At 59.3% G+C, this 24,223-nt stretch carries 21 protein-coding genes; 6 read left to right on the top strand and 15 right to left on the bottom strand.

The genetic code is table 11. The annotated features are described in order from the left end of the window. Positions 1-113: 113 nt before the first annotated feature. The 3 genes from ACRER8_RS20590 to ACRER8_RS20600 are packed head-to-tail and all read left to right on the top strand — an operon-like array spanning position 114 to position 5,604. A complete protein-coding gene (locus ACRER8_RS20590) occupies positions 114-1,355 on the top strand; it encodes an exonuclease SbcCD subunit D C-terminal domain-containing protein (RefSeq protein WP_431748038.1) in 1,242 nt (413 codons plus the stop codon). Beyond that, positions 1,352-4,993, top strand: coding sequence for an AAA family ATPase (locus ACRER8_RS20595; RefSeq protein WP_431748039.1), 3,642 nt, complete (start codon positions 1,352-1,354; stop codon positions 4,991-4,993). The genes ACRER8_RS20590 and ACRER8_RS20595 overlap by 4 nt, the downstream gene beginning before the upstream one ends. Continuing rightward, on the top strand, positions 4,993-5,604 hold the full coding sequence (locus ACRER8_RS20600) for a glutathione S-transferase (RefSeq protein WP_431748040.1): 612 nt from the start codon (positions 4,993-4,995) through the stop codon (positions 5,602-5,604). Before ACRER8_RS20595 ends, ACRER8_RS20600 begins: the two co-directional genes overlap by 1 nt. Before the next feature lie 39 nt (positions 5,605-5,643). On the opposite strand, the gene ACRER8_RS20605 is transcribed toward ACRER8_RS20600, so the two are convergent. The 13 genes from ACRER8_RS20605 to ACRER8_RS20665 all read right to left on the bottom strand — a co-directional run bounded on the left by ACRER8_RS20605 (position 5,644) and on the right by ACRER8_RS20665 (position 16,583). Continuing rightward, positions 5,644-6,018, bottom strand: a complete 375-nt coding sequence (locus ACRER8_RS20605; protein WP_431748041.1) for a hypothetical protein — start codon at positions 6,016-6,018, stop codon at positions 5,644-5,646. A 185-nt stretch (positions 6,019-6,203) separates the two neighbouring features. Further along, positions 6,204-6,578, bottom strand: a complete 375-nt coding sequence (locus tag ACRER8_RS20610) for a hypothetical protein (RefSeq protein ID WP_431748042.1) — start codon at positions 6,576-6,578, stop codon at positions 6,204-6,206. Positions 6,579-6,796: 218 nt separating this feature from the next. Beyond that, a complete protein-coding gene (locus ACRER8_RS20615) occupies positions 6,797-7,171 on the bottom strand; it encodes a hypothetical protein (protein ID WP_431748043.1) in 375 nt (124 codons plus the stop codon). Positions 7,172-7,395: 224 nt separating this feature from the next. Continuing rightward, positions 7,396-7,626 carry a hypothetical protein gene (locus ACRER8_RS20620; RefSeq protein ID WP_431748044.1) on the bottom strand — a complete coding sequence of 77 codons (231 nt, stop codon included), beginning with the start codon at positions 7,624-7,626 and terminating at the stop codon, positions 7,396-7,398. Next, positions 7,623-7,814 (bottom strand): hypothetical protein, encoded by a 192-nt coding sequence (locus ACRER8_RS20625; RefSeq protein ID WP_431748045.1) that lies wholly within the window; start codon positions 7,812-7,814, stop codon positions 7,623-7,625. The genes ACRER8_RS20620 and ACRER8_RS20625 overlap by 4 nt, the downstream gene beginning before the upstream one ends. 532 nt (positions 7,815-8,346) lie before the next feature. After that, positions 8,347-8,529, bottom strand: coding sequence for a hypothetical protein (locus tag ACRER8_RS20630; RefSeq protein ID WP_431748046.1), 183 nt, complete (start codon positions 8,527-8,529; stop codon positions 8,347-8,349). 186 nt (positions 8,530-8,715) lie between these two features. Next, positions 8,716-9,882 (bottom strand): lactonase family protein, encoded by a 1,167-nt coding sequence (locus ACRER8_RS20635; protein WP_431748047.1) that lies wholly within the window; start codon positions 9,880-9,882, stop codon positions 8,716-8,718. Between the two features lie 264 nt (positions 9,883-10,146). Then, positions 10,147-10,449, bottom strand: a complete 303-nt coding sequence (locus ACRER8_RS20640; protein ID WP_431748048.1) for a DUF5629 family protein — start codon at positions 10,447-10,449, stop codon at positions 10,147-10,149. 238 nt (positions 10,450-10,687) lie between these two features. Further along, a complete protein-coding gene (locus tag ACRER8_RS20645) occupies positions 10,688-10,810 on the bottom strand; it encodes a hypothetical protein (protein ID WP_431748049.1) in 123 nt (40 codons plus the stop codon). A 155-nt stretch (positions 10,811-10,965) separates the two neighbouring features. Next, complete coding sequence (locus tag ACRER8_RS20650) at positions 10,966-12,291, bottom strand: MFS transporter (RefSeq protein ID WP_431748050.1); 1,326 nt, start codon at positions 12,289-12,291, stop codon at positions 10,966-10,968. A 192-nt stretch (positions 12,292-12,483) separates the two neighbouring features. Further along, positions 12,484-14,064, bottom strand: coding sequence for an aldehyde dehydrogenase (NADP(+)) (locus ACRER8_RS20655; protein ID WP_431748051.1), 1,581 nt, complete (start codon positions 14,062-14,064; stop codon positions 12,484-12,486). A 161-nt stretch (positions 14,065-14,225) separates the two neighbouring features. Continuing rightward, positions 14,226-15,218, bottom strand: a complete 993-nt coding sequence (gene araD1 / locus ACRER8_RS20660) for an AraD1 family protein (RefSeq protein WP_431748052.1) — start codon at positions 15,216-15,218, stop codon at positions 14,226-14,228. Between the two features lie 48 nt (positions 15,219-15,266). Then, on the bottom strand, positions 15,267-16,583 hold the full coding sequence (locus tag ACRER8_RS20665) for an MFS transporter (RefSeq protein WP_431748053.1): 1,317 nt from the start codon (positions 16,581-16,583) through the stop codon (positions 15,267-15,269). 232 nt (positions 16,584-16,815) lie between these two features. Between ACRER8_RS20665 and ACRER8_RS20670 the strand changes: the two genes are divergently transcribed. Together ACRER8_RS20670 and ACRER8_RS20675 are read left to right on the top strand one after the other, a co-directional pair. Continuing rightward, positions 16,816-18,558: an IlvD/Edd family dehydratase gene (locus tag ACRER8_RS20670; protein ID WP_431748054.1), complete on the top strand. Its 1,743-nt coding sequence runs from the start codon at positions 16,816-16,818 to the stop codon at positions 18,556-18,558. Between the two features lie 279 nt (positions 18,559-18,837). Then, positions 18,838-19,560 (top strand): FadR/GntR family transcriptional regulator, encoded by a 723-nt coding sequence (locus ACRER8_RS20675; protein ID WP_431748055.1) that lies wholly within the window; start codon positions 18,838-18,840, stop codon positions 19,558-19,560. 72 nt (positions 19,561-19,632) lie between these two features. Here the strand turns inward: ACRER8_RS20675 and ACRER8_RS20680 are convergent, their stop codons facing one another. Both ACRER8_RS20680 and ACRER8_RS20685 read right to left on the bottom strand, forming a co-directional pair. Then, positions 19,633-20,325: a sensor histidine kinase gene (locus ACRER8_RS20680; protein WP_431748056.1), complete on the bottom strand. Its 693-nt coding sequence runs from the start codon at positions 20,323-20,325 to the stop codon at positions 19,633-19,635. Then, complete coding sequence (locus tag ACRER8_RS20685) at positions 20,322-21,926, bottom strand: response regulator (protein WP_431748057.1); 1,605 nt, start codon at positions 21,924-21,926, stop codon at positions 20,322-20,324. Before ACRER8_RS20685 ends, ACRER8_RS20680 begins: the two co-directional genes overlap by 4 nt. A 609-nt stretch (positions 21,927-22,535) precedes the next feature. Between ACRER8_RS20685 and mqo the strand changes: the two genes are divergently transcribed. Continuing rightward, a complete protein-coding gene (gene mqo / locus ACRER8_RS20690) occupies positions 22,536-24,173 on the top strand; it encodes a malate dehydrogenase (quinone) (protein WP_431748058.1) in 1,638 nt (545 codons plus the stop codon). The last annotated feature ends 50 nt before the right edge of the window (positions 24,174-24,223 follow it).

Consider the following 24,223-nt stretch of genomic DNA (forward strand, 5'->3'; position numbering starts at 1 on the left):
TCGACGCAACGTTGTCGCTTGCCACATTCTTTCGCGAATGAATTCGCTCCCACAGGGATTCGCGGCATGCCCACCATTTCGGCCATACACCTATTCAGAACCAAGGTATCCCAATGCGTCTGTTCCACACCTCCGACTGGCACCTGGGCCAGAATCTCCATGGCCAGGAGCGGGACTTCGAACACGAGAGCTTTCTCAGATGGCTGCTGGCCCGTCTGGCCGAGCGCAAGCCTGATGTACTGTTGATCGCGGGTGACATCTTCGACACCGTCAACCCGCCAGTCAAAGCCCAGGAACAACTGTACGACTTCATCGTCAGCGCCCACGACCTAAGCCCGCAACTGACCATCGTGATGATCGCCGGCAACCACGATTCCGGCTCGCGCATCGAACTGCCCGCACCCCTGATGCGGCGGCTGCGTACCCATGCGCTGGGCCGGGTGTTGTGGCTGGACGACGGCGTGCTCGACGTCGAACGCCTGATGCTGCCGCTGACCAACGCCAAAGGTAAGGTGCTCGGCTGGTGCCTGGCGCTGCCTTTTCTGCGCCCCGCCGAAGTCACCGGCCCGACGCTGGGTGACAACTACCTGCGCGGTATCGGTCAGGTTCACGAAATGCTCATCGCCGCAGCTAATCAGAAGCGCAAGAAAGGCCAGGCGCTGATTGCCATCAGCCACGCGCACATGGCCGGCGGCTCGGTCTCCGAAGACTCCGAGCGCAGCCTGATCATCGGCAATGCCGAGGCGCTGCCGGCCAGCCTGTTCGGCGAGACGATCACATATGTCGCCCTCGGCCACCTGCACAAGCCGCAAAAGGTCAATGGCGAGGAACGAATCCGCTACAGCGGCTCGCCGATTCCCCTGTCCTTTTCGGAAATCGGCTACCAGCATCAGATCCTCGAAATCGAGTGCGAGGGTGACAAGCTGGTCAGCGTCAAACCGCTGCTGATTCCCCGCGCCGTCAACCTGCACCGCGTTGGCCCGGCGCCACTGGTCGAGTTGTTACTGCAACTCAAGGACCTGCCGGACATTGACCTGCTGGCCGATGTCGACCGCCAACCCTGGCTCGAGGTCCGCGTACGCCTGGACGAACCGCAGCCGGACCTGCGCAATCAGATCGAAGCTGCCCTGGAAAACAAGGCCGTGCGCCTGATACGGATTGCCGCCGAATACGCTGGCAAAGGGGCGCGGGATGACGAGGATGATCGCGATCTGATCGAACTCGACCAACTCAGCCCGCAGGAACTGTTCAGCCGCGCCTGGCGTGACAACTATGGCACCGAGGTCGACGAGCAGACGTTGCAAGACTTCGCCAGCCTGCTTCAGGACGTGCAACTGGAAGGTGAACAGCCATGAAGATTCTCGCCATTCGCCTGAAAAACCTCGCTTCGCTGGCAGGTCCCTTCGAGCTGGATTTCACCGCAGAACCCCTGGCCAGTGCCGGGCTGTTCGCGATCACCGGCCCCACCGGCGCGGGCAAGAGCACGCTGCTTGATGCCTTGTGCCTTGCGCTGTTCGGCGCGATCCCGAGGCTGAACAATATCGGCCAATCCAGAGTGCCGGAGATCGACGGCGACATCAGCACCAACGACCCGCGCAACCTGCTGCGTCGCGGCACCGGTAGCGGTTATGCCGAAGTGGATTTCGTCGGCATCGACAAGCGCCGCTACCGTGCTCGCTGGGAAACCAACCGCGCGCGCGACAATGCGACGAAAAAGTTGCAGGCCAGCCGCCAGACCCTGACCGATCTGGACAGCGAACAGATTCTCAGCACCCAAAACAAAGCCGAATACAAATCCCTGCTCGAAGCGCGACTGGGCCTCAATTTCGAACAATTCACCCGCGCTGTGATGTTGGCGCAAAGCGAGTTCAGCGCGTTCCTCAAGGCCGACGATAAAGAGCGCAGCGAATTGCTGGAGAAGCTCACCGACACGGCGATTTACAGCCAGCTGGGCCGTCGCGCCTACAGCAAGAGCAGGGAAGCCGAAGACGCGCTGAAAACCCTCAATGCCCAGGCCGGCAACCTGACGCCGCTTGAGCCCGAGCAGCGCGCCGAGCTGCAACAGCGCTTCGACGACGCACAGCAGCAACTGAAGCTGGCACAGGCGCAACTGCGTCAGCTGGAGTTGAAGCAACAGTGGTTCAGTGAGTTGAGTCGTCTGCGAGACAGACATCTGGCGGCCAGTGAACAGCTCGGCGGCGCGCAGCAGACCTGGGACCAACAAGGCGCTGAACGCCAGCAACTGGGTCAGCTGGAACGCCTGGCGCCGCAACGGCATCTGTTTGCCCAGCGCAAGAAGCTCAACGCGCAGCTGACGCCTCTGGCTGCACGCATTCAGCAACAGGCTCAGCAACAGGCACACACCCAGACGACGTTGACGGACCTGGAAAGCCAGCTCGCGGCTGCACAAAACAGCCTGCAGCAGGCCCAGGAAAATCAGCAAAACGCCAGGCCTGGGTTGAACGAGGCTTTCGAGCAACAGATCCAGCTCAATCATCTGAACACCGAACTTCAGCAGATCGGCGAACAGGCGCGCAGCGCCGACCAGGCCAGCAACGAAGGACAAGCTGCGCTCGATCAACTGGCCGAGCAGCAGCGTCAGGTTGAAACGCGCCTGCAATCGATCGCCGGACAACTGCAGAACAGCGCGGGGCTGGATTCGCTGAGCCAATCGTGGACGGCCTATCGCCCTCGCCTGCAACAGATCGTGCTGGTCAGCTCGCGGCTGAACAAGGGTCGCGAAGAATTGCCGATGCTGGAACAGCGTGCGACCCGCGCTGAACAATCTCTCAGCGAACGGCGCAGCACCTTGCAGGCGCTCTACGACGATGCGGACGTCAAGGCCGATGTCGTCAGTCAGGAAATCGAACGCCTCGGCCAGCTGTTGCAGGACAACCGCCAGCAGCACAGCGCCAGCGATTCGCTGGAGCGCCTGTGGCAGCGGCATCAGGACCTCGCTGGTCGCTTGCATGAAGTGCAGACGCAGCAGCAACAGGCCACTGAACGCCGCTCGCAGAGTATCGCCAAGGGGCTGCAACTCAAGGGCGAACACGAAGCGGCCGAGCAGGCGCTGAAGGTCACGGTCGAGTTGCTGCAACGCCAGCGTCTGGCCCGTAGCGCCAGCGTCGAGCAACTGCGCGGGCAACTGGTGGATCAGCAGCCGTGTCCGGTCTGCGGCAGCGAGGAACATCCGTATCACCAGTCCCAAGCCTTGCTCGAAGCGCTCGGCGGCCACGATGACAGCGAAGAAACCGCTGCGCGTCTGAAAGTCAATCAACTGCGCGAGACGCTTGCCGAACTGCGTAGCGAAGTCGCCGAACTGAACAACCAGCTCAAGCAGTCCAAGCCGCAGCAAGACCAACTTGGCGAGCAGCTGCAAAAGCTAACCCCGGATCTCGAAGGCCATAGTCTGTACCCACGCTTGCTGGAGCAGCCCGAGCACCTGCGCGGCGACTGGCTCAGCGAGCGGCTGCACCGACTGGCACAGGAAATCCTCAACAGCGAGCAACGCCAGACGCGTCTGCTGAAAGTGCAACGGGACGCCGAATCCCTACAGCAACAGGTGCAGGACGCCCGCGAGGCCAGCCAGCAGGCGATGAAGCTGCTCGACGATCAACAGCGCAACATCTCGCTGGACAATCAGGCGTTCGAGACCGAGTTGCAGGAATTCGAACCGCTGCTGCCCGCCGAAAGCCTGGCAATGTGGCGCGAATCGGCCACCGAAAGCTTCATGCAACTGGACAACGACATTGCCAGACGCATCGAACAGCTCGATCAGTTGAAAGAAGAACAGCAGGAGCACAGCGAGCGCGCACTGAAAATCGAGCGCGAGCAGATCGCCCAGCAGGGCCGTCAGCAACAGCATCAACAGCTGCGACAACGTCTGGAAACCAGCCAGCAACAACAGCACACCGTGCAGGAGCGTTTGCGGGAAATCCTCGGCGAGCATGCAAGCGCCGAGCGTTGGCAGCAACACCTGGAGCAGGCCGTCGAGCAGGCGCGGCAGGCTCAGGCGACGATTTACGAGGCCTTGCAGCAGGCACGCAGTGAACTGATCAAACTGGCCACCGAGCTCGACGGCGAGCGTCAACGTCTGCAGGCGCTGGAACAGGAAGTGGCTGATCTTGATCGACAGATCAACGAATGGCGCAACCAGCACAGCGAACTGGACGACGACGCCCTCGACGCACTGCTGGGCCTGAGCGATGAGAGCGTCAGCCAGTTGCGTCAGCGCCTGCAACAAAGCGAAAAAGCCCTGGAGCAGGCCAGAGTGCTGATGCAGGAACGCGCGACGCAGCTGCAACAACATCAGGCGCAACACAGCGATATCAGCGATGCCGAGCAATTGACCTCGGCGTTGAGCCAAGCGCAGGCACAGTGGGCGACCCACGATCAGCTATGCGCGGACCTGCGGGCACAGATCAGCGAAGACGAACGCCGACGCAGTGCCAATAGCGAGTTGCAGGAACGCATCAAGGCGGCCCATGGCGAATATTTGCGCTGGGGGCGATTGGCGGCCCTTATCGGATCGGCCGAAGGCGACAAATTCCGCAAGATCGCTCAGGCCTATAACCTTGACCTGCTGGTGCATCACGCCAACGCGCAGCTCAAGCAGTTGGTGCGCCGCTATCGCCTCAAGCGCGGCGGCAGCATGCTCGGCCTGCTGGTGATGGATACGGAAATGGGCGATGAACTGCGCTCGGTGCATTCGTTGTCCGGCGGCGAAACGTTCCTGGTATCGCTGGCGCTGGCGCTCGGGCTGGCGTCCATAGCTTCGAGCACGCTGAAGATCGAATCGCTGTTCATCGACGAAGGCTTCGGCAGCCTCGACCCCGAGTCGCTGCAACTGGCGATGGATGCGCTGGACGGCTTGCAGGCTCAAGGGCGCAAGGTCGGGGTGATTTCCCACGTGCAGGAAATGCACGAGCGGATTCCGGTGCAGATTCAGGTGCGTCGTCAGGGCAATGGCCTCAGTACCCTGGAGGTCAGCTGATGCCCGCCCTGCTCTACTCCTTCCGCCGCTGCCCCTACGCCATGCGCGCGCGCATGGCAGTCGCCTATTCCGGCGCGCAGGTCGAAACGGTGGAAGTCAGCCTCAAGGCCAAACCGCCCGAAATGCTCGAACGTTCACCAAAAGGCACAGTGCCGGTTCTGGTGCTGGACGATCAAGTGCTGGAACAAAGCCTGGACATCATGCGCTGGGCGCTGGCGCTCAATGACCCGGATGATTGGGCCATGGCTGCTGACCCTGATGCGCAGCGGCAGGTCGCCGAACTGATCGCGGAAAACGACAACAGGTTCAAAACCGATCTGGATCGCTACAAATATGCAGTGCGCTATCCCGAGTTCACTCAGCAGGAATATCGGGCCCGTGGCGAGGTATTTCTACGCAAGCTCGAGGCGCTGCTGAGTGAGCGCGATTTTTTGATCACTGATCACCTGACCCTGGCCGACATCGCCCTGGCGCCTTTCGTGCGCCAGTTCTGCTTCGTCGACCCGGATTGGTTCTGGCAGAGCCCTTATCCAAAATTGCAGGCGTGGTTGACGCGGTTTCTGGATTCAGAGCTGTTCAAACATGCGATGGCAAAACACAAAGCTCCGTAGCAGCGACTTGCCGGCGGGGCGTTCTTGAGATCGCCTTCGCTATATTTTTCCAGCCATAAGAGCCAAAACAAACAACAGCAGGAGCAACACCGCACCCGCCACATTGGGGATTACGGCCCAGCGTTTCATATGGGTTGGCATGTTTCTCACATCATTGAGATCGACAAGGCCCTTGCGCGCATAGATGTTTGGGAATAGCAACGCACCTGTTACCGTCGACAACCTGTATTGGCGCCCCTGTAAACCTAAGTTTGTTCGCTGCCGCCGAGAGTCGATAATAATCTTACAGTTCGCTAACGCGTTTTCAATTTGCTCAAGCCTGAAGAGGGCTACCCACAAAAGTACCGCCGCATCAATCAAGGTGAGAAGAAAACAGAGCGCCATGCTCCAATTCAGAATGAGTTCAATGTCCATGGACTTTCTCATACATCAGAGTGGTCGAGCTTTCTCCAATCATTGATCCCAATTTCCCTCCTCCCCACGCTGTGACTGCCCCAGCGATTAAAACGCAACCCGCTAATACTGCCCCACCGGTCGCGACTCCAAGCCCGACGCAGATGGTCGGCCCTCTTAACGGGGGGTCCTTGAGATCCCCCTCACTATATTTTTCCAGTCATAAGTACCCAAAGAAGCGACAGCAGGAGCAAGACCGCACCAGTCACAGTAGGAATCAAAATCCAGCGTTTGAGATGGGGTGGCATGTTTCTCACATCATCAGGGTCAACAAGGCCCTTCTGCGCATACATGTTTGTGAAAAACAATGCACCTATTGCCGTGGACAGCCTGTACTGGCGACCCAACAAGCCGATATTGCTCCCCATTCGTTTAGCGTCGATATTGAGTTTGCTCTTTCCAAGCGCATGTTCAATTTGCTCGAGCCTGAAGAAAGCTACCCACAAAAGCACCGCCGCATTAGTCAGGATGAGAAAAAAGCCCAGCACAACGCTCCAATCCAGAACACATTTAACGTCCATGGGCGGCTTCATACATAAGAGTTGTTGCGTCTTCTCCAATCATCGATCCCACCTTTCCACTTTCCTACGCTCGCTACCCCGCCGGATGCCGCTCCAAGCCCTGTGCAGATGGATTGGCCGGCCGCCGCTCCAACACTTCCCCCATACCATGCAAGCCCTATCCCGCCAACTGTTTGCAGCACGACTTACCGGCGGGAGCGTGCTTGAGATCGCCTTCGCTATATCTTTCCAGCGACAAGCATCAGAACAAACACGAACGAAAGTAATGCCCCACCGGTTACAAAGGGAATCAAGATCCAACGCTTCAGGCGGGTTGGCATGTTCTTCACATCATCGAGATCAACCAAGCCCTTTCGTACGTACATGTTTGTGAAAAGTAACGCGCTTACCGTCGTCGACAGCCTGTATTGGCGGCCCAGCAAGCCGAGATTGCTTCCCAGCCGTTTAGCGTCGATGTTGAGTTTGCTGTTTCCAAGCGCGTCTTCGATCTGCTCCAGCTTGAAGAAACCGACCCATAAAAACACCACCACATCGACCAAAAAAACAACGGTCCCCAAATTGATGCTCAGCTCCAGAATGAAGCTACCGTCCATGGACAGTGCATAGGGTTGTGACGCCGAGTTCCCTGCTGTGAAAGGATTGCCGCTGCGCGGTCACCTTTCCGGGCCAATGGAAGCCGGACAGTAATTTCAGCGTTTGGTGATGTCATCAAACAAGTTGTTGAAAAAAGCCTGACTACAACATTTTCGGAAATCCCCTACGTCGATCGTTCAGACGTCAGCGCCCGCAAGCTGGACGGTTACAGAGGCCTGTGCCGTCATACCGTTTTCCACTCGAAAATCGTCGAAAAAAGCTCGCCATGCTTCGGCGGCGGATTGCCCGCGTTGAGCTTCTGTGCCCGAAGCAATTCGATGTCCTGCGCGACTTCGGTCTTGAACTCCATACTCCGCGCCACCCCACCGACCGATCCCTCGCCAAACCCCAGCAATGAGCAGCCGTTGTTGATCACGGCAAAAAACACGATCACCCAAAAATTCACCCCTCTCACGACGCACGCACCTTCGCCCGATCGACAGCACGATCCAGTGCCACGACCGACGCTTGCGCGGACGCCGAAGACGGCGCGTTCAATTGAGGGTTCAGGCTGACGACAGTGACCACTGCGATGAACACGACATACAACGCGATGGCGGTATAAGCGCCTTGTTTGAGTGAATGAAGAATGGCAGCTGCCATGACAGTAAGCTCCGTGGATGTTTCTTTCTGGCGCTCAGAATGCCCGGCGAGATAACTATTGAAAAACGATGTGCAGCGATTCAGAAGATCAAGTTCGTTAATGATTTAGCGATTTAATCAGTCTGATAGTTTGCGATGTGCCATGTAGCAGTGCGATTTCCCGCGAAGGGGTCGGGTCAGTTAACAATGCAGTTCAGATACACCGTTATCGCGGGCAAGTGCGCTCCTACCAAGTGATGTGAAACCTTAAACATAAAAAAATCCCCATCGCTTATTCAGCAGACGGGGATCAAGGGGAGGAAATTCAACGCTTTCGCGAGCAAGCTCGCCTACATTTGATACATGGCCTGACACACAGTGGTCAGTGGGTCGTATCAACCTGTTATCGGCGAAGTTGCGCGCGAAAGCGTTCTTTCAAATTCGCAGCAGTGACATCGCTAAACATGGTGCTTACAAATCCATTCCCCGGTATCGATAACTCGTTAAGCGCAAGCTTCGTTAACGGGGAATGGATTTACGTCAAAAGTTCTATTCATTGCTGGGTCTTGTGATCCAGAGCGGCGTAGAAGTTGGCGCTTTGTTGCAGGTATTTAGGGGTGTAGCTCTGGGTCGAGCTGATTTTCTTATCTGTGGCTTCGACACTGGCACTGGCTGGCAATGCAACGGTGGCGGAGATGGCAGACGCGGCGATGATGGAGAAGATATTGAAGTTCATGATGCGTACCCCGGTGTTGTTTCGTTTCAAGTCTTGACCGTCGTGGCCGTGGAATGAAAGTTACGCCCGAGGAGCTTTCAGAAAAAATCTTTTCTGCCACTAGCCCTTATCAATTCAATTAATACATGGCTGCAGCCCTTTGAAGTCAAGGGCTGCAGCCTGCGTCAATGTGTCACTTGTCAGGCTTCACAAGCCAAGAAAACGGAAATCCGATGGCGAATCGAAGTCGACTTTTTGCACCGTATCACCCAGAACACCGGTTTTCGGATCTACACGGACAGTGACGATCTGGTTGCTTTTCTGGTTGGCGATCAGCACGAAATGGCCGCTGGGGTCGAAGTTGAACTCTCGTGGCTCCTTGCCTTCGACCGAGCGACGCTGGATTTCCTTCAGCTGACCGTTGGAGGAATTGATGCTGAACACCAAAAGCTCGTTGGCATCGCCGCGATTGGCGACGTAGAGGAATTTGCCGTCCGGCGAAGTATGCAGGCCGCCACCAGCGCGGTATTGCTGACCCTCTTTATTGGCCAGGTCTACCAGCTGCGTACGCTTGAAGACGCCGTCGTGGTAGTCGAACGCGGCGACTTGACCGCCCATTTCCAGAGTCAGCCAGGCGTGTTTGCCATCCTTGCTAAACAACAAGTGACGCGGGCCGCTGCCTGGTGGTAGCTCCACAAATGGAGTTTTGGCGGGCTGCAGGGGTTGGGTTTTCTTACCGTCATAGTTGAAGACGAACATTTTGTCGGCCCCCAAGTCCATGGCGATCAGGTATTTGCCATCGGGGGTCGGCACGGCGGAGTGGACGTGGGATGAGGCCTGGCGTTCCGGGTTGACCTTGCTGGCTTCGTGGGTGGCGGTCTGTACGACGGGAGAAAGCTTGCCGTCTTTGCCGACCGGCACCACGGCCAGTGCGCCGCCTGGGTCGGGGTGCACGGCGTAGTTGGCGACGAACAGGAAACGTCCATCCAGGCTCAGGTTCGAGTGGGTCGGCTCCTCGCCTTTGCTGTCGATCTGGTTGATGAATGACACTGCGTGGGTCTTGGGATCAATGGCAAAGCTGCTGACCTTGCCGACGACGTCAGTCTGCCCCGGGCCGTTTTCGTTGACCGCGTACAGATGGCGCTGGTCTTTGGAGAGGGTCAGCCAGGAGGGGTTTTCGCTTTTGATCACCTGACGCGGCTTGGCTTCGAGCTGGCCGGTCTGGGTGTTGAAGCCATAACGGTAAATGCCTTCGCTGGCGCCAGCGGTATAGGCACCTACCAGTACGTCGTAATCAGTCATGGATTTGGCCTGAACGGAAAGGGCGGTAAGGCTGCTGGCGAGGACCAGCCAGGGCAAGAGTCTGGGAGTCATTTGGGTGATCTCTTTTTGGAGTTGTTGGCACGCTGTTTACGCGAGAATCAGGTCTATGACAGCGCTTTGCGGGGAGTAGTTGCCTGGGCGATTGATGATGCGCGTCGCTGCGCAATGTCGTTGGACTGCATGTCTGTGGGAGTGAGCTCGCTCACGAAGAGTGACGTTTGGCGCCATAGATGCGGCGGGTACACCGCCGGATTCGTGAGCAAGCTCACTCCCACAGGCTATTCATCGGCCGTTGAGTCAGCGGTTGCCTTGGCGTCAGGCGTGCTCGTCGTCTTCGTCGTCTTCATCGCTGGCCGCAAACGCGCTGAGCACGACGATCCGGTGATCGGCGTTGCCGTCGTTGATGACCCAACTTTGCAGTTCGCTGTCGAACTCGGCAGAGTCGACCTGCGCCAGAGTGAAGCGCCAGACCTTACGCTCGCGACCGTCCATGCTTTCGATTTGCAGCATCTCGCCCAGGGTGAATTCGAACGCGTGCAGGCCGTCGACCTCAAGCATGCTGTGGGAGGTGAGCGCGTTTTGCAGGGAGGAGCGTAAGGTTTCGGGCGTGGTGGTCATGACAGAGTTCGCATCGGTTTAAAGCGCGAATGATAGGCCAAAAGGCGCAGCCCGGGATGAAGCGGAGGATGAAGGGCTGCACAAATGTTCTGTGGGAGCGAATTCTTCTGGGTGGCATTCCGGCAAGACGTTGGCGCAGGCAATACATCTCTGTTGCCTGAAAGGTTTTTCGCGAATGAATTCGCTCCCACAGGCTTCAGCAAGCGCCGAGAGGATCATCACGTTCAGGTTCGGCAGATCAGTCCTGCGCCGCACCCTTGGCGTAATAACGCGCCGGAATGCCCCACAGGATCAGCGCGATCGCCAGTACGCTCACCGCGAACAGGGCGAACAACGCCGGTGAGGATGAAGGGTTGCACAAAATGTTCTGTGGGAGCGAATTCTTCTGGGTGGCATTCCGGCAAGACGTTGGCGCAGGCAATACATCTCTGTTGCCTGAAAGGTTTTTCGCGAATGAATTCGCTCCCACAGGCTTCAGTAGGCGCCGAGAGGATCATCACGTTCAGGTCCGGCAGATCAGTCCTGCGCCGCATCCTTGGCGTAATAACGCGCCGGAATGCCCCACAGGATCAGCGCGATCGCCAGTACGCTCACCGCGAACAGGGCGAACAACGCCGGTGTCGCGGTGCCGGTCAGATCCTTGATGCGACCGACCATGAACGGGGCGATGACCCCGCCGAGCTGGCCCAGCGAGTTGATCAAGGCGATCCCCGCCGCCGCGGCGATGCCGCTGAGGAAACGTGGCGGGATGGTCCAGAAGATCGGCATCCAGGCGATGATGCCGGTCATGATCATGGTCATGCCGATCATCAGTGGCAGCAGTTGGCCGGGGAACAAGGCGCAGACCAGATACCCCGCTGCTGTCAGTGTTGCGCAGGCTGCCATGTGCCAGCGACGTTCGCTGTGGCGATCGGAACTGGCGCCGATCAACAGGTTGCCGATCACCGCGCCTACGTACGGAATCACGGTGAGCAGGCCAATGTTAAGGGTGTCGGCCACGCCCGCGCTCTTGATCAGTTGCGGCATCCAGAACAACAGGCCGGTCAGCGCCATGACCAGACACAGGTAGATCGCGGACATCACGTAGGTGGTCGGGTGTTTCCAGATGTCCTTGACCTTCTGCGGCGTCGCGGGTTTGACCTCTTTAGCCATGCGCGCCAGGACCACCTGTTTTTCCTCAGCGCTTAGCCAGGTCGCGTCTTCAATGCGGTCCTTGACCAGCCAGAAAACCACACCGCCCAACAACACCGAAGGGATGCCTTCGAGCAGAAACAGCCAGCGCCAGCCGGCCAGGCCCATGACCCCGTCGAAGTGGCCGAGGATCAAGCCGGCAATCGGACCGCCGACGATACCGCACAGAGGAATGGAGCTTTTGAAGTAGGAGTTGACCCGCGCACGTCGTGAGCTTGGGTACCACTGGGTGAAGAAATACAGCACGCCAGGGACGAAGCCGGCTTCCATCACACCTATCAGAAAACGCAGCGTATAGAACCAAAACTCGGTCTGCACGAACATCATGCAGGCCGAGGCGATGCCCCAAGACACCATGATTCGCGCGATCCAGATTCGCGCGCCGATCTTGTGCAGAAGCACGTTGCTGGGGACTTCGAACAGAAAGTAGCCGACGAAAAACAGGCTGGCCCCCAGGCCATAGACCGTCTCACTGAAGCCCAGGTCGCTGGCCATCTGCAGCTTGGCGAAGCTGATGTTGACCCGGTCGAGGTAGGCGAACAGGAAGCAGCAAATGAACAGCGGCACGATGCGCCAGCTGACCTTGCGGTAGATACTGTCTTCCAGCGCATCGGTGTCGAGCTGTTCGAGCGGGACGGCATTGGCGGTCATGGGGCGCACCTCGTTTGTTTTTATGTGGGTGTCGGGTGATGCGTGGAACAGATGAGAATTGTCAGACAGCGCTCCACCTGTGGGAGCGAATTCATTCTGGGCGGCATTCCGACGAGACATCGGTACAGACGACGCATATGTCCCGCCCGAACCATTTTTTGCGAATGATTTGCTCCCACAGGTTGGAATCCGTTACACCGCTGCGGTGGTATTCATTCCATCCACCAACCGCTGAATCCCCAGCGGGTTGGCGTTTTTCAGGGCGTCGGGCAACGCGTCGTCGGGGTAGTTCTGGAAACACACCGGACGCAAATAGCGGTCAATGGCCAGGGTACCGACCGACGTACCCCGCGCATCTGAAGTGGCCGGATAGGGCCCGCCGTGAACCATTGCGTCCACCACTTCCACACCGGTCGGGTAACCATTGATAAGGATGCGGCCGACCTTCTGTTCCAGCAGCCCGGTCAGTTCGCTAAAGTGCTGCATGTCATCGCCATCGACCAGGAGCGTCGCGGTCAGTTGACCATGCAGGCCGAACAAGGCCTCGGAAAGCTGCGCCTGATCGGCGACTTCGACCAGGATCGAGGTCGGCCCGAAGACTTCTTCCTGCAGCAATTCATCGCCATCGAGCAACAGACTGACATCGGCCTTGAATAGCTGCGGACGGGCCTGATCGCCCTGTTGCTCGTTGCCCGCCAGATGTTCGATTCCGGCGTGAGCGTGCAATGCTTTCACCCCTCGGCTGTAGCTGCTCAGGGTGCCGATGTTGAGCATGGTCTGGGGCGGCTGATCGTTGATCTGTGCCGCCAGACGCTTTTGAAATTCAGTGAAAGCCGGGGAACGCAGGCCGATGATCAATCCGGGATTGGTGCAGAATTGCCCGCAGCCCTGGACGATGGACGCTGCCAGTTCCGAGGCGATGCGCTCGCTGCGCATGCCCAATGCCTGGGGCAGGATGATCACCGGGTTGATGCTCGACATCTCGGCGAAAACCGGGATCGGTTGCGGGCGCGCGGCCGCCATGTCGCACAACGCGCGACCGCCCTTGAGCGAGCCGGTGAAGCCGACCGCCTGAATCGCCGGGTGCTTGACCAGCCACTCGCCGACGCCCCCGCCGTAGATCATGTTGAACACGCCATTGGGCATACCGGTTTTGTCAGCCGCGCGCAGCAAGGCGTCGGCCACCAGTTCGGCAGTTGCCATGTGGCCGCTGTGGGCCTTGAACACCACGGGGCAGCCCGCCGCCAGTGCCGAGGCGGTGTCGCCGCCGGCAGTGGAAAACGCCAGGGGGAAATTGCTGGCGCCGAACACTGCAACCGGGCCAAGCCCGATGCGGTACTGCCGCAGGTCAGGACGCGGTGCAGGCTTGCGATCGGGCAGCGCCAGGTCGATGCGCGCGCCATAGAAATCCCCGCGACGCAGAACCTTGGCGAACAGGCGCATCTGCCCGCTGACCCGACCGCGCTCGCCTTGAATCCGCCCGGTAGGCAGTGCGGTTTCGCGGCAGACGGTGGCAATGAAGTCGTCGTTCAGTGCATCGAGTTCGTCGGCGATGGCGTCGAGAAACTGCGCGCGTTTTTCCGCACTCAGCGAGCGATAGGCGGGATAGGCCGAAGCTGCGGCTTTGGCGGCGGTATCGACCTCCTCGACGGTTGCCTGATGGAAATCGTACGGCAGCTTTTCACCGGTGCTGGCGTCGACACTGTAGACGATGGTGGAGCCAGCGGCGCTGCGTGCGCCGCCGATATAGTTGTGGCCGAGGATCTGGGGCATTGATGGGGTCCTGTAAAAGCGGTTTGTCAGACAACCCGCGTACCGTAGGAGCCGGCTTGCTGGTGAATGCGCCCGGTCGTCACTGTCGATGTCTGGACGAACGCCTTCGCCAGCAAGCCGGCTCCTACGCCCTTAGGGCTGAAGCGAGAATGCGTCGTTTTTTAGAGCTGCTCGATCCCACCTGGCTGAAACACCGCTTCTGTCGGGACGATGCCGTTGACCAATGGCGCGCCGAACTCGCTCTGGCTGATCTCGAAATGATCGCCCGGCTGGGTCTTGATGCCGTCGGCGAAGGACAGGGTCGCGGTGCCGAAGAAATGCACGTGCACATCGCCGGGACGCAGGAACTGGCTGTATTTGAAGTGGTGGTATTCGAGGTTTTCCAGGCTGTGGCACATGTTGGCCTCGCCGCTGAGGAACTCCTTCTCCCACAGCACCTGGCCGTCACGCAATATGCGGCTGGTACCAGACAGGTGCTGCGGCAGATCGCCGACGCGCAATTCCGGACCGAACGAGCAGGCGCGCAGTTTGGAGTGAGCCAGGTACAAGTAGTTCTTGCGCTCCATGATGTGGTCGGAGAACTCGTTGCCGATGGCGAAACCCAGGCGATAGGGTTTGCCGTCGTGGCCGATCACGTACAGGCCGCTCAGCTCGGGTTCTTCACCGGCGTCTTCGGAGAACGGCGGCTGGGCAAAGGCGGCGCCGGGACGAATGACGATGCTGCCGTCGCCCTTGTAAAACCACTCAGGCTGAACGCCGGCCTGACCCGCTGCGGGCTTACCGCCTTCGATGCCCCACTTGAAGATGCGCATGGTGTCGGTCATGGCTGACTCATCGTTGCCGTGCTGGTGCATCTTGTCGCGAGCCGAAGCGCTGCCCAGGTGAGTAAGGCCTGTACCGCTGACCAGCAGGTGAGCCGGGTCCGGGTGGTCCAGCGGCGGCAGGATCATCAGGTCGGCGCGCAGCTGTGAATAATCATGGGCATCGCCCAGGCCCAGGCTGTCGACCTGTTCGGCGAGGGAGATTTTTTTGTCGATGGCCGCCAACGCCAGTTCACGGGTACTGGTCGCGCCCTGCACTTCGCGCACCAATGCCCCGTCCACCAGCCCGACACGACGCTGGCCGTTACCCAATTCGAATTGAACCAAATGCATGAAGTTTCTCCTTTGCAGAATGTGTACGCAGTCCCTGTAGGAGCGTCATTAATGAGAACTGCGGGCGCTGGCCGCGAATTTGGACTCCGGCAACACATGGTTGCGTTCCAGCACGCGGTACACGGCGCCGGTCAGGATCAATCCGCAAATCATCACGCCCGAGAGGAAATACAGACCGCTGGCGAGGTTGCCGGTCAGCTCTTTGAGCCAGCCGATCACGAACGGCCCGATGTAGCCGCCCAGGTTGCCGACCGAGTTGATCAAGGCAATCCCGGCCGCCGCACTGGCGCCTGCGAAGAAACGTCCCGGCAGGGTCCAGAACACCGCCGTGCAGGAAAACAGCGAGAACGCCACCAGGCATAGCGCCGCCAGTTGCAGCACCGGCACGCTAAGGAACGCGCTGAAAAACAGGCCAATCGCGCCTATCACATAAAGGAAGGCCAGATGACCGTAGCGGTCGTTCAAGCGGTCGGAACTGCGCGGGATAATCAACAGGCCGACGATGCCGAAGATGTATGGCACGGCAGACACGAAACCGGTAACCAGATCGCTGCCACCAAATTGCTTGATCAGCGTTGGCAGCCACAGCCCCAGGCCGTAGATGCTCAGGGTCACCGGCAAATAGAACAGCGCCAGCAGCAGAACGCGCTTGTCTTTCAGGGCGTGCAACGGATTGCCGTGACGGGTCTGGCCGTATTCTTCCAGATCCCTTTTCAGCTCGCCGGACAGCCAGTCCTTCTCGACCGGGTCCATCCATTTCACGTCTTTCGGGCCATCCGGCAACCAGCGCAGCACCGGCCAGGTCAGCAGGATCGCCGGCGCGCCGATGCACAGGAACAGCCACTGCCAGCCGTGCAGACCCGCCACGCCTTCCATGCCCAGCAGGCCACCGGAAATCGGGCCGGTGATCATCATGGCGATGGGTTGCGAAAGGATGAAAAGCCCGAGGATCTTGCCGCGATGGCGCACCGGGAACCATTGCGTGATGTAGTACAGCACGCCTGGAAAGAAGCCCGCTTCGGCCGCGCCGAGCAGAAACCGCATCACGTAGAAGCTGGTCGGACCCTGAACGAACGCCATGCCCATGGTGATCGCGCCCCAAGTGATCATGATCCGCGCGAACCAGCGCCGTGCGCCGAAGCGTTCAAGCATCAGGTTGCTGGGGATTTCCAGCAGGAAATAACCGATGAAGAACAGACCCGCGCCCAAACCATAGGCCGCATCGCCAATGCCGACGTCCGCGCCCATGTGCAGTTTGGCGAAGCCCACGGCGGAACGGTCCACATACGCGATCAGGTACAACAGGATCAAAAAGGGAATGAGTTTCAGGGTGATACGACGAATAAGCCTGAGTTCCTGGCTCATGAAGGGGGTCTCCACGTTGTTTTTGTTATGGAAGTCTGCGGGGATCGCCTCTGCCTACGTGTGCGCCGGATTGCGGTATGCGGCTGGCAGGGTCGTCCCTCGATTGGATGAGACTATATAGTATTACTATTTAACGTTACAACACTTCCACTCAGACGATTTTCGGCCTATTTTAGTCGGAACGCCTAGCCTTTAGTCTTACAAATAAAGTCTTACAATAAGAGTGCTGATTATGTCTGATTCCAATAAGAAACCTGTCCTGCGTTCGGCCCAATGGTTCGGTACTGCCGACAAGAACGGCTTTATGTACCGTAGCTGGATGAAGAACCAAGGCATCGCCGACCATCAGTTTCAGGGCAAGCCTATCATCGGCATTTGCAATACATGGTCCGAACTCACTCCTTGCAACGCGCACTTCCGCACCATCGCCGAACACGTCAAGCGTGGCGTCATCGAGGCCGGTGGTTTTCCGGTTGAATTTCCGGTCTTTTCCAACGGCGAATCGAACCTGCGCCCTACCGCCATGTTGACCCGCAACCTGGCGAGCATGGACGTGGAAGAAGCGATCCGCGGCAACCCGATCGACGGCGTGGTGCTGCTGACGGGTTGTGACAAGACCACCCCCGCCCTGCTGATGGGCGCGGCCAGCTGTGACGTGCCGGCCATCGTCGTCACCGGCGGCCCGATGCTCAACGGCAAGCACAAAGGCAAGGACATCGGCGCCGGCACCATCGTCTGGCAGATGCACGAGTCTTATAAGGCAGGCCAGATCAGTCTCGACGAATTTCTCTCCGCCGAAGCCGGCATGTCGCGCTCGGCAGGCACCTGCAACACCATGGGCACCGCCTCGACCATGGCCTGCATGGCTGAAGCGCTGGGCACCTCGCTGCCGCACAACGCGGCGATTCCGGCAGTAGATTCGCGTCGTTACGTGTTGGCGCACATGTCCGGCATGCGCGCGGTGCAGATGGTCAACGAAGACCTGCGGCTGTCGAAGATCCTCACTAAAGAAGCTTTCGAAAACGCCATCCGCGTGAATGCGGCCATCGGCGGTTCGACCAACGCAGTGATTCACCTCAAGGCCATCGCCGGTCGCATTGGGGTGGACCTGGAACTGGACGATTGGACCCGCATCGGTCGCGGCATGCCGACCATCGTCGACCTGCAGCCTTCCGGGCGTTTCCTGATGGAAGAGTTCTACTACGCCGGTGGCCTGCCGGCCGTGCTGCGCCGCATGGATGAGGCCAATCTGCTGCCCAATCCACACGCGCTGACGGTCAACGGCCAGAGCCTGCGCGAGAACGTGAAGAACTCGCCGATCTATGGTGAGGACGAAGTGATTCGTGCATTGGATAACCCAATCCGCGCCGATGGCGGGATTTGCGTCTTGCGCGGTAACCTGGCGCCGCTGGGTGCAGTGCTCAAGCCATCGGCGGCGACCCCTGCGCTGATGCAGCATCGCGGTCGCGCGGTGGTGTTCGAGAATTTCGACATGTACAAGGCGCGGATCAACGATCCGGATCTGGATGTCGACGCCAACAGCATTCTGGTGATGAAGAACTGCGGGCCTAAGGGTTATCCAGGCATGGCTGAGGTCGGCAACATGGGGCTGCCGGCCAAGCTGCTGGCGCAGGGCGTAACGGATATGGTGCGTATTTCGGACGCGCGCATGAGCGGCACGGCGTACGGCACGGTGGTCTTGCACGTGGCACCGGAGGCGGCCGCGGGCGGGCCGTTGGCGGTGGTGCAGGAAGGCGATTACATCGAGCTGGATTGCGCGACCGGCCGGCTGCATCTGGATATCCCCGAAGCAGAACTCGCCGCGCGCCTGGCGGACTGGCAGGCTCCACAACAGTTGTTGGTGGGGGGGTATCGTCAGCTGTACATCGACCACGTGATGCAGGCCGATCAGGGGTGTGACTTTGACTTCCTGGTGGGGATGCGTGGGTCGGAAGTGCCGCGGCATTCGCACTGACAGACGCTCGCTATTCCTACAGGGGCGTGCGGCATGCGGGGATTTGGCGAGCATGTGCAATCCATTGTAGGAGCCGGCTCGCAGGCGATGCGCAGTGTCAGTCGAATCCCCTGCATTTGACACACCGCGGATCGCCAGCAGCCGGCTGATACAGGGCCTCGTGTCCGGCCAGCTTGCCGTGTCTGGCCTGAAATCCTCCGACATTTTCGCCCCCCACCCACCGTTCCCCGCCAATGCTATGATGCGCGGCATTCATCGCTCAGGATCGCCTCGCTACCCATGGATTACCGTAAGCCCTCTGACCGCAAAAGCATGCACTCGCGCATCGTCCAGGACGTCGGCATGCAGATCGTTTCAGGCCGCTTCAAACCTGACGACAAACTCCCCGCCGAAGCCCTGCTGTGTGAAGAATACGCGGTCAGTCGCCCGGTGTTGCGTGAAGCCACGCGGGTGTTGGTGGCCAAGGGGCTGGTGTATTCGCGGCCTCGGGTGGGCACGGTGGTCAAGCCCCGTCGTGAATGGCACATCCTCGATCCCGACGTGCTGCACTGGATGATGCAAAGCTCACCACAAAACGAATTCTTCGCGCTGCTGACCAGCGTGCGCACCATCATCGAACCGGCCGCCGCGGCATTGGCCGCTCAGCACGCGACGCCTGATGAAGTCGCCGCCATTGGTGAGGCCTATCAACGGATGGCTGCGGCGCCGACCGTGGAGGATGTGCTGCAACCGGATCTGGATTTCCACAGCCGCATCGCCGACGCCACTCACAACGACCTGCTCGCGCACCTGTGCAACATGCTGTCGCTGGCCTTGCGCGAGGCCTTGAAACATTCCAACAAGCGTCCAAACCTGCACGAACTCGCCCTGCCCCGGCACCGGGCGATCCTCACCGCCATCGAAAACCGCGACGCCCTCGGCGCCCACCATGCCACGCTGGTACAGCTGGACGATGCGCGCAATGCGTTGAATGTGGTGCTGGGGCAAGGGCTGAAGTTGTAACCGACTTCTGTAGCAGCACGGCGACAGAAGTGGCTATGAACGGGCGGCGTGGCGACTGAACCACTGCAGAACCTAAGGTAAAAAGATCCGAAACAAGCCGCCCCCCAGCTCCCCGCCGTTGGCAATCTCAATGTGCCCCGATACGCCCTGACGCTGATGCTGGCGCGCGATGTTCGCTGCGAAGTACAGGCCCAGGCCCGTGCTGCCGCTGCTCTGATTGATGCCCAGCACATAGTCGGTCTGGTGCTCGATCATGCGCTCGGGGAATCCCGGCCCGTCATCGTTGACGCTGATGACCAACTGCTCACCGACCTGCCCAGCCGTGATCAACATTTCATGGCGTGCATAGCGAATGGCGTTGATCACCACGTTCGATACCACCGAGCCGATCAGTTCGCGGTCGAAGAATCCTGGCAGACCGAAATCGTCAACCTCGTAGCGTGCAGCGATACCGCGACTGGTCAGCACTTCCTGATGGAACGCCAGTTGCGCCTCGACGAAGTCGTCCAGCTCGTGATAATCCGGGCGCAACGGCAGTTGATTCACCCCCAGCTTGTACAGCCCCAGCAGTTGCACCAGCATGCCGTTCAGATGCGCGAATTCGTAGTCGATCACGCCCTGCTCCGCGGTGCCTCGCTGGGCCTCGGGCAGCTGCTTGACCCACTGGCCGTGAGCCTGGATCAGCGCGGCCAGCGAGTTCTTCATATCGTGCACGGTGGAGGCGATCACCATGGAAAAATCCAGCCCCGAATCTTGATCTGTCATTGGCCAAACGCCCTGATTCGCAGTTTCTGATAACGGTCGTAACGTGGATCGGTGTCGGGCATCTTGCCCACCATTTTCAGACTGTTCTGGCACTCCTGCAGGCTGGCGGTATCGAGGTTCTGTACGCCCAGGTGGAGCAGCGACTGAGCCATGTTCAATGCAATACTGATGTTCTTCGGTTGCAGCGCCAGCGCCTGACGGAACAGATCCTGCGCCTCGCCCAACTTGCCGGCGCGATAACTGCGAATGCCTTGCATGTTCAAATCGATGGCGGCCTTACCGGCGCTGAGGATTTGCGGATCGTCGGTCTGCCTGGCGATGTTCTGCATGACCGCAGGATCGTCGCCATAGATTTCCGCACAGCTTTTCAGGATGCCGGCACCGGCAGACTCCTGGCCCAATTGCTTGAGCTGGGCTGCGACCGCCAACGCCGCGTCGGCACTGAGAAACTGCTCCATGCCTTCGAGGCGCGCCATGGCCTGCTCGGTCAGCTTGGCGGCCATTTCCGGATCGGAACTGGCAACGCTGGTGGCCTTCATCAGCCGCGCCCGCACCTGCAGGCCGGCGTCGTTGGTGTGCTCCTTGGCGACTTCCCCCAAAGTCTGGTTGATCTCCACTCGGGTGCGGGCATCGAGGCCACGCTCGCCGCCGCGACTGATCAACGCCTGCGCCAGTCCCAGGTTGGTTTCGGGGTCTTTGAAGCGTGAAAACTGCCCCTGGGAAACGGCCTGACGATAGGCTTTCGAAGCCCCATCGAAATCCTGGTTGTCCAGCGCCAGCTTGCCCAGCAGACGCTGACGACGCACCGCATAGGGCGACAGCCGCACCGCTTCTTCGAGCATTTTCTGCGCGCGGCGGTTGTCGCCACTGGCGATCAGCACGTCGGCCAGCCCGTCGAACAACACCGGCATCGCATTGAACGCGCGAATCGCTTCTTCGTAGACGGTCTGCGCTTCGGCGTTGCGTCCGCGCTTGAACAACAGCTTGCCCAATGACCCATAGGCCCAGGGTTGTGGGCGATCGGCGAGAATCGATTTGAGAAAGGCTTCCAGCGGTTCGTGCTGGTTGAGGTCGCGCAGCGCGTCGGCCTTGTAGCGCAGGCACAACGGCGCGAAGCGCGGGTCCTGCTTGGTCAGATTGACACAGGCCTCCAGCACTTGCGCCGGCTTGCCGCGATCCAGCGCCTGCAGGATCGGCTTGAGCAAGCTCTTGCGCTGGACGATCTTTTCCAGGCGCAGCGCCAGACTTGCGCGGTTGAACGGTTTGGTCAGATAGGCGTCAGGCTCCCACTCCAGCGCGCTCATGACCATGGCCTGGCTGTTCTCAGCGGTGACCATGACGAACACGCTTTCATGGCTGATCAGCCTGTCGGTCATCAATTCTTCAAGGACCTGCTGACCGTTTTTCTTGCCATCGCCCAGATTGAAATCGTGCAGGATGAAGTCGTAGCGCTTCTGCGAACAGGCCTTGATTGCCTGTTCGCCGGTATCAGCGGTGTCCACTTCCCTGGCGCCCAATTCGCGCAACATCGACCTGACCGAGCTACGAAAATCGGAGAAATCATCGACGATCAGAAAGCTTTTTTGGTTCCACGCCAGCATCGAGATTCCTGTTACGGGGAGAAAATCAGCCCAGAGGCAATTACACAAAAGATCGACTTCACCGCCTCGTTTTCTGAGGCGGCCAATAGTCAACATCAATCTGCCAGCGCGCTATTGCGAAAAGCGCTGACGACTTGCAACGCGGCAAGAGGCCGCTCGTTCGGGTTATCGGCGGCACCGGTCTAAAGCTTAGGTGAAGGCAACGGAAAAAAAGCGACCTGCCCCCAGGGACAGACGCCCTGCCAAGCGTGCAAAGCCATCCCTTCGCCACCTGTGACACATTGGCGTATTGACTAAATCGTCACATGTTTTGTCGTAAATAACATTTCGGATACAATGGCCGCCCTCTCGCAGAGCGCTTGGACCTGATGACCGAGTCCTGCGGGGTTTGATGTTTACTCAAGCTGCTGAATCCAATGATCGAATAAGAAGCCAGCACCGAGGGACATAGAACGGGAGGCCTCCAGATTCACTGGCCTCTTGATCCTTCCTCCTCGTCTTTCGAGAGCGAACCTGTGCGACGTACGCCGAACCCGGCATGCGACGCGGCGGGACAGCGCCTGACGAAACGGCCGCAGGCGGATAACTTTCTATCTATTGGATGACTCAATGTTCAAGAAAACGAGCAAGGCTCTTCTGGGCCTGGCGATTTCGGCGACCTTCCTGCAGGCCCACGCCGCAGAAAGCAAGAAAGTCGATGTGCTGCTGATCGGCGGCGGCATCATGAGTTCGACCCTGGGTATCTGGCTCAATGAGCTGGAGCCGAGCTGGTCGATGGAGATGATCGAGCGCCTGGACGGCGTCGCCGAAGAAAGCTCCAACGGCTGGAACAACGCCGGCACCGGTCACTCCGCTCTCGCCGAGTTGAACTACACCCCGGAAGACAAAGACGGCAAGGTCAACATCTCCAAAGCCATCGAGATCAACGAGGCGTTCCAGATCTCTCGTCAGTTCTGGTCCTGGCAGGTAAAGAACGACGTCCTGAAAAACCCGCGCTCGTTCATCAACTCCACGCCGCACATGAGCTTTGTGTGGGGCGATGACAACATCAAGTTCCTGAAGAAACGTTACGAAGCGCTGCAGGCGAGCCCGCTGTTCCGCCCGATGCAGTTCTCCGAAGACCACGCGCAGATTGCCAAGTGGGTCCCGCTGATGATGGAAGGTCGTGATCCTGCCCAGAAGCTGGCCACCACCTGGACGCCAATCGGCACTGACGTCAACTTCGGCGAAATCACCCGGCAGTTTGTGGGTCACCTGCAGACCCAGGACAACTTCACCCTTAAGCTTTCCAGCGAAGTCGAAGACATCTCGCGCAATGAAGACGGCTCCTGGCACGTCGAATACAAGAACCTGAAAGACGGCACCACCAGCGGTGCCGACGCCAGGTTCCTATTCATCGGTGCCGGTGGCGGCGCGTTGAAACTGCTGCAGAAATCAGGCATTCCCGAGGCCAAGGAATACGCAGGCTTCCCGGTCGGCGGTTCGTTCCTGGTCACCGAGAACCCGACCGTCGCCATGCAGCACATGGCCAAGGCTTACGGCATCGCATCCACTGGCGCACCACCCATGTCGGTTCCGCACCTGGACACTCGCGTCCTCGACGGCAAGCGCGTGATCCTGTTTGGTCCGTTCGCGACCTTCTCCACCAAGTTCCTGAAACAGGGTTCTTACCTGGACCTGTTCAGCAGCATGACCACCCACAACTTCTGGCCGATGACCAAGGTCGGTGTCGAGCAGTACCCGCTGGTCGAGTACCTGGCCGGTCAGTTGATGCTGTCCGACGACGACCGCTTCAAGGCGCTGCAGGAATACTTCCCGCACGCCAAAAAAGAAGACTGGCGCCTGTGGCAAGCCGGTCAGCGCGTGCAGATCATCAAGCGTGACGAGGAAAAAGGCGGCGTGCTCAAACTGGGGACCGAAGTCGTTTCCTCTCAGGACGGCAGTATCGCCGGCCTGCTGGGCGCCTCGCCGGGCGCATCGACGGCCGCACCGATCATGCTCAACGTGCTGGAAAAGGTCTTCAAGGACAAGGTCGCGACGCCTGAGTGGCAAGCGAAAATCCGTCAGATCGTTCCAAGCTACGGCACCAAGCTGAACGACTCCCCTGCAGCCGTACAGCAGGAATGGAATTACACCGCAGAAATCCTGCAACTGGACAAGCCGCCGGTCATCGACCAGAGCGTCGGCACCAGCACCACCCCGAGCAAACCGGTGGACAGCAAGCCTGCAAACGACATGGCGCTGTAATCATCGCTGCCACTAATCGGTATCGATGACGCTGGGAAAACGAAGCCACG

This window comes from Pseudomonas sp., from assembly GCF_050739935.1.
Taxonomy (GTDB): domain Bacteria; phylum Pseudomonadota; class Gammaproteobacteria; order Pseudomonadales; family Pseudomonadaceae; genus Aquipseudomonas.